This is a genomic window from Streptomyces sp. NPDC031365 (assembly GCF_055569765.1).
The window spans coordinates 270,013-279,693 of record NZ_JBVIIM010000005.1; the positions used below are offsets into that span (position 1 = coordinate 270,013).

Sequence of the window (9,681 nt, forward strand, 5' to 3'; positions counted from 1 at the left end):
GCGGCGAGCCGCGGCGTGGTGTGCGCTGCGGCTCGCCCTTGGTTCGGGTTCAGCTCGTGCTGCAGGAGACCGTCGGCCAGTTCCAGTTGCCGTTGGTCTGAATCGTCACCCCCCAGTTGTTGCCGCTGCCGTTGGACTTCGCGACGAGCGTCTGACCGTCGGGGTAGGACGTGCTGACGTTCCAGGTCGCCGACACCTTGGCCGGTGAGGGCACGTTCATGGTCACGGTCCAGTTGTCCGCACCGCTGACCGAGACGTTGAGGTTGTAACGGTCGCCCCAGCGGCTGCCCGCGGACAGGGTCGCGGCGCACGAGGTACCGCCACCACCACCGCCTCCCCCGCCACCGCCTCCGGAACCGTCGGGGGCCACGGCGCGGCCGGTCCCCGGGGAGATCATGCCGGCGCACAGACCCCTGGACGCCAGGTTCTGCGCGATGCGCGGGATCGCGGCGATGGTGTTGGCCGACCAGTCGTGCATCAGGATGACCTGACCGTTGGTGAGCCGGGAGGCGGCCTGCACAATGGCGTCGGTGCTCGCGTTGTTCCAGTCCTGCGAGTCGACGTCCCAAATGACCTCGGTCAGACCGTACTTGGCCTCGAGCGCACGCAGTGTCGAGTTGGTCTCGCCGTACGGAGGGCGGAACAACTTCGGCGTGCCGCCGCCCGCGTTGGCGATCGCCTGCTGGGTGCGGGCGATCTCCGAGTCCATCTGGGACTGGCTCAGCTGGGTCATGTGGGGGTGGGTGTAGCTGTGGTTGGCAACCCACATGCCTGCGTCGACCTGCGCCTTGACCAGGGACGGGTTGGCGGCGGCGTACTGACCCTGGTTGAACATCGTGGCCCGCAGCCCGTTCTGCGTGAGCGCGTTGAGCAGGCTTCTGGTGCTGGTCGAGGGGCCGTCGTCGAAGGTGAGGCCGACGTAGCCGTTGCAGGCGGCCGCGTGCGACTCGGGTGCGTTGACGGTCGAGGTCACGGTGCCTGCCACGGTCAGTGCGGCGACGGCCAGTCCCGGGACCAGGTACCGGGTGACCGACTGTCGTTTTCCGGTGCTCATGAGAGGAGTCCTCCTCGTGCGAGGGTCAGCCGGCGCTGCAGGAGACCGACGGCCAGGTCCAGTTGCCGTTGGTCTGGATCGTGGTGCCCCAGTTGTTGCCGTTGCCGTTGGACGTGGCGACGAGCGTCTGGCTGTCGGGGTAGGACGCGCTGACGTTCCAGGTCGCCGAGACCTTCGCCGGGGACGGCACCCGCATCGTGACGGTCCAGTTGCTGGAACCGCTCACCGAGACGTTGAGGTTGTAGCGGTCGCCGAACTTCTCGCCGGCCGACAGGGTCGCGTTGCAGCCACCGGGGGTGCCACCGCCGCCACCGCCACCGCCACCGCCACCGCCGGAGCCTTCGCTCACCGTGATGTTGGAGTTGCCGCTGCTCTGGTAGCCCTCGGTGGCCATGATCATGTAGTTGTGGTTGCCCAGGTTCATCCCCTTGCTCGCCCAGGCGTCGAAGTGGTTGCCGCTGGTGATGGTGCCGCCCGTGCGCTTGGACTGCCGGACGCTCCAGTACTGGTCGAAGGTCCTGGTGCCCTCGATGGAGGGGGCGTTGTACCGGGTCGTCTTGTAGATGTCGTACGTGCCGCCGTCGCTGGTGACGGTGCCCTTGTACTCGCCGGTGGGCCGGTAGGTGCCCCAGTTGTCGACGATGTAGTACTCGACGAGCGGGCCGGTGGTCCATCCGTAGAGCGTCAGGTACGCGTTCCCGGACGGGTTGAAGGAGCCGGAGTAGTTGACGGTCTTGCGCCCGCCGGTGCTCCAGCCCTTGCCCGCGACGAAGTTGCCGGTGTTGCTCCACTGAGTGCTGTAGTTGCCGCCGGAGCCCAGGTCCATGGAGACGGTTCCCTGGGCGTCGGTCCAGAACGAGTACCACCAGCCGTTGTTGGTGCCGGTCTGGTTCGTGGTCACGGCGGCGGTGGCCGTGGTGGCGGTCAGGAGCAACGCGGTGACGGCGGCCAGCGCGATGGTCCAGACACTTCTGACGCTGAGCAGCAGACGGCTGCGTCTGTGGCCCCTCGGGGGTGCGGACACGTTCATGTGGTGCGCCTCCTGTGACGGCTCGGTTGGGGAGGTCAATGCCGGACAGTGTTGGTCTGTGCGCGTCAACCGTCAACAGTTTCGGTCAATGTTTCGAAATCTTCGCTTGATCCAAAACGAGGCCGGCTACGGGTTTCCGCAGTTCACGAGAGGTACTGAACCGGTCAAATTCAGGGAACACATGGAATGAGCCGAGCAAGTGCCGAAGCCTGATATGGCGTTACCGAATGTTTCGATGGGCCACGGCGGACTCGACAGCGGGGTGGTCAGCCGCTCCCGGGGGACGTCGGGCGTCCTGTCGGGGGCGAGCCAAGGCCCTGTCTCCGAGACGGCGTTGTCCCGGGCCCGTGCTGAGGAGGGTCCGGTCGCACTGCGGCTCACGGCATCACGTTCCTCGCCGGGAGGATCCGCGACCCTGGACGGCGTTCACGCCGCGGAGGCGGTCCGCACCCTGCGCCGGGTCGAGGCGCTCACGGCGGAGACCCGCTGACCGCGGCTCACGTGGGTGTCGTCCAGCGGGGGGCCGTCTCCGCCCAGGCCGTGTCCCAGCGGGTCAGGTTGCGGCGGCGCAGCACGAGGCCGGTCAGGGCGTGGGCGGCGGCGCCGGTGAGGGCGACGCCCATGGCGGCGACGAGGGTCCAGCCCATGGTGCGGCTGCGGATCTCCTTGGAGGTGAGCGGCGGGTCCGTCGCCTCGCCGTCGGCGGTGATCCAGATGCGGACACTGTTGTCGGCGGTCAGCCCCGGCTCGACCTCCGCGCGGGTGGTGCGGATCCGGCCCTCGCGGGTGACGACGCGGACCTCGACCGGGTAGCGGGTCTGCTTCTCCTCGTCCGAGCCCGGCTCCGGGTGACGGGGGGCGTCCCGGGTGAGCGTCGCGTTCGTCTCGTACCGGGTCTGCGTCTGGTGGCGTGCGATGTCCTCGTAGTGGCCGCGGGCGGCGTCGCCGACGAGGACCGCGGCCACCGGTGCCACGGCCAGTACGGCGATCAGCACGCCGAGGCCGGTCCAGGCGTGGAACCGGTCGGATCGGCGGCGCAGGGGGTTGCGCCGCCACCGCCACAGCAGGGGGCGCCGGGGTGGGCCGGGGGGCGGCTGTGCCGGAGGTATTTCGCCCGCCACGTCGTCTCTCCTCTCGTGTGGAGCCGTCCGCTCGTGCGAAGCCGTCGGCTCGTGCGGAGCCGTCGGCAGCCGGGACCGGTCAGAGGGTTCCGCCGACAGAGGGGTGGTGGTGCGCCGAGGCAAGCAGCCCGGCGGCGCCCCGCACGGCGGCGGTGTGCGGGGACGGCACCGGCTGGACCGCGCAGCCGAGGCTGTCGGGCAGGTCGCGGGTGATGTCGGGGCGCAGCGCGCCGCCGCCGGCCAGCAGGACGCCCCGGCGCAGGGCGGTGCGGGTGAGCGAGGTACGGTCCTGCCGCAGCATCGCCGTCACCATCCCGGTCACCGCCTCGGTGACGAGCTCGGGTGCCGTGCCGTCGCGCAGGTCGCCGGTGCCCAGCGCGGTACGCCGGGCGTCGGTCACCGTGCCGTCCGCGAGCAGCACCACCTCGGTGAGGTGGGCGCCGATGTCCACGATCAGCAGAGGCCGGATGTGATCGGCTCCGGCGGCCAGCGCCACCGCCCGTGCGCCCGGCACGGTCAGTACGGCGCGCGGACGGAGAATCTCCACGGCCGTGCGGGCCGCGGTCCGGAAGGCGAGCCCGTCCAGGACGGGTGCCGTGACGACGACCAGCGGTCGGCCGATCCTGGGCATCCGGTGCCCGAGCAGCCGGTCCAGCATCCGGGCCGTGCCGGCGGTGTCCACGATGGTGCCGCGCTGGATGGGGTGGACGGCACCGGTGCCCGGGAAGGTCACGGTGGGGACGTCCAGGACCATGCCCCGCCCCGCGATCCACGCGCGGGTGCGGGCGCTGCCCAGGTCGAGAGCGATACCTGAGCAGCGCCGGCACAGCGGCCAGTGCCGGTGACGTACGGGTTTCGGCCGGGGGTGCCGGATCGCGGTCACCGGCCGGCCTCCCTCACCTGCTGGCAGCGCCCGCAGTAGCGGGCCTGGGGGACGATCAGCAGGCGGTGGCGTTCGACCGGGCGGCGGCACAGATGACAGGTGCCGTAGTCCCCGGAGTCCATCCGGGCGAGCGCCGCCTCGACATCGGCGAGCACCATGCGCGCGGAGGCGGCGAGTTTGACGCCGACCTCGATCTGGGCGGCGTCCGCCCGCCGCCGGCGGTCGTCGGCGCGGTTCGCCGAGGCGAACTGCCCCAGCTGCTCCTGCCGGAACAGTCGCTGCTCGTGCAGGCTTTCGCGCAGCGCGGCGAGGTCCTCGGGGGTGAGGACCGTGTCCGGCTCGTCGATGGTCTGGTGGGTCACCACTGCACCCCTTGGGCAGAGCGGGCGAGAAGGACGGGTCTCGAGGGGGTCAGGCGGCGCGGCTCTGGCAGGCGACGCAGTAGCGGGTGTGCGGGAGAATCTCCAGCCGCTCCGGCGGGACCGACTTCGAGCAGCCCAGGCAGGTGCCGTAGGTGCCTTCCTCGACGCGGGCGAATGCCTCGTCGATCTCCGTGAGGACGCGCTTGATGGCGTCCTTCTGGTTGGACATCAGGTGGTCACCGGGGTTCTGCCCGGTTTCGTCGAGGGCCTTGAGCTGTGCGAGCCGGGTTGTTCGGGCGTGTTCCAGCCGCTGACGGACCTCGTCCGCGGCCGGGTGGACGGTACGCGGTTCGGTGCGGGGCAGGTCGAGCGACACGGAGGGGCCTCCTCAAGACGTACGGGTGATGTCCTCACCATCGCCCGTTTCCGGTCTGGGGCCCATTGGGCGCGGTACCCATCTGTGACGGGTTCGAGGACCCACCCCGTGCGGCATGGGTCGGGCGGGCCGCCGGAAATGGGGCGCGGGCCCCATCGACCCGGGCAGCCGGTGCCGTGCACGCTGGCCGCTGTCAGCCGGGACAAGGGGGCCGCCGCCGCGGAAGACGGCGCGGTGACCGACAGTAGAGGCAGACGAGAAAGAGGAAGGCGTGACCTCCGTGTCCCTGTACTGGCGGATCTTCGGGCTCAACGCGGTGGTGCTGGGCGGTGCCACCGCACTGCTGCTGTGGGCCCCGGTGACCGTGTCCGTTCCGGTGCTGCTGACCGAGGCGGTGATCCTGGTGGGCGGGCTCGGCGTCATGCTCGTCGCCAACGCCGCCCTGCTGCGCATCGGGCTGGCCCCGCTCGACCGGGTGACCCGGCTGATGACCACCGTCGACCTGCTGCGTCCCGGTCAGCGGCTGCCCGTGAGCGGTGGCGGCGGCGAGGTGGCCGAGCTGGTCAGCGCGTTCAACGCGATGCTGGAGCGGCTCGAGGGGGAACGCGTCGCGAGCAGTGCCCGCGCCATTCTGGCCCAGGAGGGCGAGCGTCGCCGTATCGCCCAGGAGTTGCACGACGAGGTCGGCCAGAGCATGACCGCCGTGCTGCTGGCCCTGAAGCGGGCCTCGGACGAGGCGTCCGAGCCGCTGCGTGGTGAGCTCCAGCAGGCGCAGGAGATCACCCGGGGGAGCCTCGACGAGGTCCGCCGGCTGGTGCGCCGACTGCGTCCGGGCGTACTGGACGATCTCGGCCTGGTCAGTGCGGTGACCTCACTGGCCACCGAGTTCGCCACGCACACCGGGCTGCGCGTGCGGCGCCGCTTCGACTCCGATCTGCCCGCGCTCGACCACGAGACGGAGCTGGTGATCTACCGTGTGGCGCAGGAAAGTCTGACCAACGCCGCCCGGCATGCCGAGGCGCGGAGCGTGGAGGTGAGCCTGCGCGGTGCGGACGGACGCGTCATTCTCGAGGTGAGCGACGACGGACGCGGTATCGGTGCGGCGCGGGAGGGCGCCGGTCTTCGTGGGATGCGGGAACGGGCGCTGCTGATCGGGGCCATGCTGGACATCACGAGCCCGGACGAGACCTCCGCGATCCCCGCGACAGGAATCGGGACACGTGTCCGGCTCACCGTGCCCGCCGTCAGGAAGCAGTCATGACCCCACAGGAAACTCCCGCCGGCCACCAGACGCAGCCGCCGATCCGGATTCTGCTCGCCGACGACCACGCGCTGGTGCGGCGCGGCGTCCGGCTCATCCTCGACCGGGAGCCGGATCTGGAGGTGGTGGCCGAGGCCGGTGACGGTGCGGAGGCGATCGCCATGGCCCGTACCCACGATGTGGACCTGGCGGTCCTGGACATCGCCATGCCGCGGCTGACCGGTCTGCAGGCCGCGCGCGAGCTGACCGCGCTGAAGCCGGGTCTGCGTATCCTGATGCTGACGATGCACGACAACGAGCAGTACCTGTTCCAGGCGCTGAAGGCGGGCGCCGGCGGTTATGTGCTGAAGTCCGTCGCCGACCGCGATCTGGTCGCCGCCTGCCGAGCCGCGATGCGGGACGAGCCGTTCCTGTACCCGGGCGCGGTGACCGCGCTGATCCGCAACTACCTCGACCGGGTACGGCACGGGGAGGAGGCGCCCGAGCAGTTGCTGACTCCCCGTGAGGAGGAGGTGCTGAAGCTCGTCGCCGAGGGCCACTCGTCGAAGGAGATCGCCGAGCTGCTGTTCATCAGCGTCAAAACGGTGCAGCGGCACCGCGAGAACCTGCTGCACAAGCTGGGGCTGCGGGACCGCCTCGAACTGACCCGTTACGCCATTCGCGCCGGGCTCGTCGAGCCTTGACCGCCGACCCGCGGGGCTCCTTCCCCCGCCTTCCGCTCCGTGCGGCCGCGGCGGCCTTCGCCGCGTTCGCGGCCGTGCTGCTGGCCCTGGGGGTCACCGGCGGTGCCGAGTTCGTTCCCCGCGCCGGGTCCCCCGCGTCCTTCCCCCCGGCGCCCCCCGCTCCCTCGTCGCACTCCGCCGACACCCGTCCGTACAGTGACGACGCCTACGTCGGTGTCCGCTCGCTGCTCACCCGGCTGGAGCGGTACGCCGGTGAGCGGACGGTGTCCACCGGGCATCTGCTCTTCACCGCGGCGCACACACCGCTGATGCCACCCCGACCGGCGCGGCCCGCGCCGGCGGCCGGGCATGCGCCGCCCGCCGCCGCGCACGTGCCGTCGGACCTGGGGCGGGCGCCGCCCGCGGCCTCCAGCATCTGAGATTCCCTCTTCCTCACTTTTTGCGTGCCTGCTGGAGGCATCTGTGAAACGTCCCGCCCGCTTCAGGGCGTTGTTCGCGCTCATCGTGATCGCCGCATCCGTGTTCATCGCCGTCACCGTTCCGGTCCGTCTGGGTCTGGATCTGCGGGGCGGCACCCAGATCGTGCTGGAGACCCGTGACTCCGAGACCGTGAAGGCCGACGGGGAGGCCACCGAGCGCACCCTGGAGGTGCTGCGCGGCCGTGTCGACGCGCTCGGGGTGGCCGAACCGAGCATCGTCCGCTCCGGTGAGAACCGGATCATCGTGGAGCTGCCGGGTCTGCAGGACCCGCGGCAGGCCGCCGACGTCCTGGGCCGTACCGCGCAGCTCTCCGTCCACCCGGTACTCGGCACCGCCACCGCGGCGGACAAACCGAAGGAGAAGGGCGAGGAGGTACTGTCCGACGAGTCCGGCGAGCGGCTGCGGCTGGGTCCCGCGGCTCTCAGCGGCCAGGACGTGGAGGATGCCAAGGCCCAGTTCGACCAGCAGACCGGCGCGGGCTGGCACGTCACCGTGGACTTCAAGGACGACAAGGGCTGGGCCCGGCTCACCGGTGAGGCCGCCTGCCACCCGGCGGGTGACCCGCAGCGCCGGGTCGCGATCGTCCTGGACGACAAGATCATCTCTTCGCCCCAGGTCGACCCGTCCGTCTCCTGCGACGTCGGCATCACCGGCGGATCGACCCAGATCACCGGTTCCTTCACCAGCGACGAGGCCAAGGAACTGGCCCTGCTGGTCAAGGGCGGCGCCCTGCCGGTGCCGGTCGAGACGGTCGAACAGCGGACCGTCGGCCCGACGCTGGGTGCCGAGGCCATCGAGGCGAGCGCCTGGGCGGCCGTCGTCGGCACGGCCCTGACCGCGCTCTTCATCATCGTCGTCTACCGGCTGATGGGTGTCCTGGCCACGCTGGCCCTGCTCTGCTACGGCCTGATCTCCTACGCCGCTCTGGCGGGCCTCGGCGCGACGCTGACCCTGCCCGGTCTGGCCGGTTTCGTGCTGGCCATCGGTATGGCGGTGGACGCCAATGTGCTGGTCTTCGAACGGGCCCGGGAGGAGTACGGCAAGCGCAACCGGCCGAGCAGCCGCTCGGCCCTGACCGCCGGTTTCAAGGGCGCGTTCAGCGCCATCGCGGACTCCAACATCACCACGCTGATCGCGGCGGCGCTGCTGTTCCTGCTCGCCTCCGGTCCGGTGAAGGGCTTCGGTGTCACGCTGGGCATCGGTGTCCTCGCCTCCATGATCAGCGCCCTGGTGATCACCCGGGTGCTGGCCGAGTTCGCCGTGGCCCGCCCCTGGGTGCACCGCCGGCCGGCGTTCACCGGTCTGGCCTCCATCGGCCGGGTCCGTACCTACCTCACCCGCCGTAACCCGCAGCTGATGCGGCGTCCGCGCCGCTGGCTGGCGGTGTCCGCCGTCGTGCTGGCCGTCGCCGGCGCGGGCATCGTGGTGCGCGGGCTGAACTTCGGTGTGGAGTTCACCGGCGGCCGGCTGATCGAGTACTCGACCAGCACGGCCGTCGACCCGGAACGGGCCCGGGAGGCCGTGGCCGACGCCGGATTCCCGCAGGCGGTCGTGCAGTCGTCCGGGGACAACAAGCTGACGGTGCGCACCGAGGAGCTGACCAACGCGGAGGCGGTCAAGGTCGCCGACGCCATCGGTGAGGTCGGCGGCGGGGCGGAGAAGGTCCGCGACGAGCTGATCGGCCCGAGCCTCGGCGACGAGCTGCGGCGCAACGCGCTGATCGCGCTCGGTCTGGCACTCGGCGCCCAGCTGCTGTACCTGGCCTTCCGGTTCCGCTGGATCTTCGGTGCGGGGGCGGTGGCCGCCGTGGCGCACGACGTGGTGATCCTCGTCGGCATCTTCGCCTGGCTGGGCAAGCCGATCGACGGGGTGTTCCTGGCCGCGCTGCTCACCGTGATCGGTTACTCGGTGAACGACTCCGTGGTGGTCTTCGACCGGATCCGCGAGCTGTGGCGCAAGGACAGCAAGGCGCCGTTGGCCGACGTCACCAATCTGGCGATCCTGCAGACGGTGCCCCGGACCGTCAACACCGGTATCGGTGTGATCTTCATCCTGGCCGCGCTGGTGCTGCTCGGCGGAGACTCGCTCACCGACTTCGCGCTCGCCCTGCTGATCGGCATGCTCGTGGGCACGTACTCGTCGGTGCTGACCGCCTCGCCGCTCGCCATCGAGTTCGACACGCTCGCCGGTGACGGCAGGGGCGGCCGGAAGCGGGGCCGCGGTCGTGGCCGTGGCGCTTCCGGCCGGGCGAAGTCCGGCGCCGGGAAGGAGGCGGGCCGGGCCAGGGCCACGCATACCGGGGAGTGACGACCGAAGCGGGGGGGGGGGGGGGGGGGGGGGGGGGGGGGGGGGGGGGGGGGGGGGGGGGGGGGGGGGGGGTGCGTGGTAGAGCGGGCAGGACGGATGGCGCGGGAATTTGTGGTGGGTGCGG

The 9,681-nt window shown here is 71.1% G+C and carries 11 protein-coding genes; 5 read left to right on the forward strand and 6 right to left on the reverse strand.

Features of this window, described 5'->3' with window-relative positions:
• Positions 1-49: 49 nt before the first annotated feature.
• Both ACZ5C2_RS11330 and ACZ5C2_RS11335 read right to left on the reverse strand, forming a co-directional pair.
• A complete protein-coding gene (locus tag ACZ5C2_RS11330; protein WP_468789055.1) occupies positions 50-1,054 on the reverse strand; it encodes a polysaccharide deacetylase family protein in 1,005 nt (334 codons plus the stop codon).
• 25 nt (positions 1,055-1,079) lie between these two features.
• A complete protein-coding gene (locus ACZ5C2_RS11335; protein ID WP_468789057.1) occupies positions 1,080-2,084 on the reverse strand; it encodes a glycoside hydrolase family 11 protein in 1,005 nt (334 codons plus the stop codon).
• Positions 2,085-2,319: 235 nt separating this feature from the next.
• On the opposite strand from ACZ5C2_RS11335, the gene ACZ5C2_RS11340 reads away from it, so the two are divergent.
• On the forward strand, positions 2,320-2,574 hold the full coding sequence (locus tag ACZ5C2_RS11340; protein WP_468789059.1) for a hypothetical protein: 255 nt from the start codon (positions 2,320-2,322) through the stop codon (positions 2,572-2,574).
• A gap of 7 nt (positions 2,575-2,581) precedes the next feature.
• Here ACZ5C2_RS11340 and ACZ5C2_RS11345 read toward each other — a convergent pair whose 3' ends face one another.
• The 4 genes from ACZ5C2_RS11345 to ACZ5C2_RS11360 all read right to left on the reverse strand — a co-directional run bounded on the left by ACZ5C2_RS11345 (position 2,582) and on the right by ACZ5C2_RS11360 (position 4,826).
• Positions 2,582-3,205 carry an Rv1733c family protein gene (locus ACZ5C2_RS11345; protein WP_468789061.1) on the reverse strand — a complete coding sequence of 208 codons (624 nt, stop codon included), beginning with the start codon at positions 3,203-3,205 and terminating at the stop codon, positions 2,582-2,584.
• A 79-nt stretch (positions 3,206-3,284) separates the two neighbouring features.
• Positions 3,285-4,088 (reverse strand): rod shape-determining protein, encoded by an 804-nt coding sequence (locus ACZ5C2_RS11350; RefSeq protein WP_468789063.1) that lies wholly within the window; start codon positions 4,086-4,088, stop codon positions 3,285-3,287.
• On the reverse strand, positions 4,085-4,450 hold the full coding sequence (locus ACZ5C2_RS11355) for a TraR/DksA family transcriptional regulator (RefSeq protein ID WP_468789065.1): 366 nt from the start codon (positions 4,448-4,450) through the stop codon (positions 4,085-4,087). Before ACZ5C2_RS11355 ends, ACZ5C2_RS11350 begins: the two co-directional genes overlap by 4 nt.
• 49 nt (positions 4,451-4,499) lie before the next feature.
• Positions 4,500-4,826, reverse strand: coding sequence for a TraR/DksA family transcriptional regulator (locus tag ACZ5C2_RS11360; RefSeq protein ID WP_468789067.1), 327 nt, complete (start codon positions 4,824-4,826; stop codon positions 4,500-4,502).
• 280 nt (positions 4,827-5,106) lie between these two features.
• On the opposite strand from ACZ5C2_RS11360, the gene ACZ5C2_RS11365 reads away from it, so the two are divergent.
• Genes ACZ5C2_RS11365 through secD form a run of 4 tightly spaced genes read left to right on the forward strand, consistent with a single transcriptional unit; the run spans position 5,107 to position 9,557 of the window.
• On the forward strand, positions 5,107-6,087 hold the full coding sequence (locus ACZ5C2_RS11365) for a HAMP domain-containing sensor histidine kinase (RefSeq protein ID WP_468789146.1): 981 nt from the start codon (positions 5,107-5,109) through the stop codon (positions 6,085-6,087).
• Positions 6,084-6,770, forward strand: coding sequence for a response regulator (locus ACZ5C2_RS11370; RefSeq protein WP_468789069.1), 687 nt, complete (start codon positions 6,084-6,086; stop codon positions 6,768-6,770). Before ACZ5C2_RS11365 ends, ACZ5C2_RS11370 begins: the two co-directional genes overlap by 4 nt.
• Positions 6,767-7,189, forward strand: coding sequence for a hypothetical protein (locus ACZ5C2_RS11375; RefSeq protein ID WP_468789071.1), 423 nt, complete (start codon positions 6,767-6,769; stop codon positions 7,187-7,189). Before ACZ5C2_RS11370 ends, ACZ5C2_RS11375 begins: the two co-directional genes overlap by 4 nt.
• A gap of 43 nt (positions 7,190-7,232) precedes the next feature.
• A complete protein-coding gene (gene secD / locus ACZ5C2_RS11380; RefSeq protein WP_468789073.1) occupies positions 7,233-9,557 on the forward strand; it encodes a protein translocase subunit SecD in 2,325 nt (774 codons plus the stop codon).
• The last annotated feature ends 124 nt before the right edge of the window (positions 9,558-9,681 follow it).

Coding starts and splice junctions, on each gene's coding strand:
- ACZ5C2_RS11330 (WP_468789055.1), bottom strand. CDS start 1,054: ATGAGCACCGGAAAACGACAGTCGGTCACCCGGTACCTGGTCCCGGGA.
- ACZ5C2_RS11335 (WP_468789057.1), bottom strand. CDS start 2,084: ATGAACGTGTCCGCACCCCCGAGGGGCCACAGACGCAGCCGTCTGCTG.
- ACZ5C2_RS11340 (WP_468789059.1), top strand. CDS start 2,320: ATGGGCCACGGCGGACTCGACAGCGGGGTGGTCAGCCGCTCCCGGGGG.
- ACZ5C2_RS11370 (WP_468789069.1), top strand. CDS start 6,084: ATGACCCCACAGGAAACTCCCGCCGGCCACCAGACGCAGCCGCCGATC.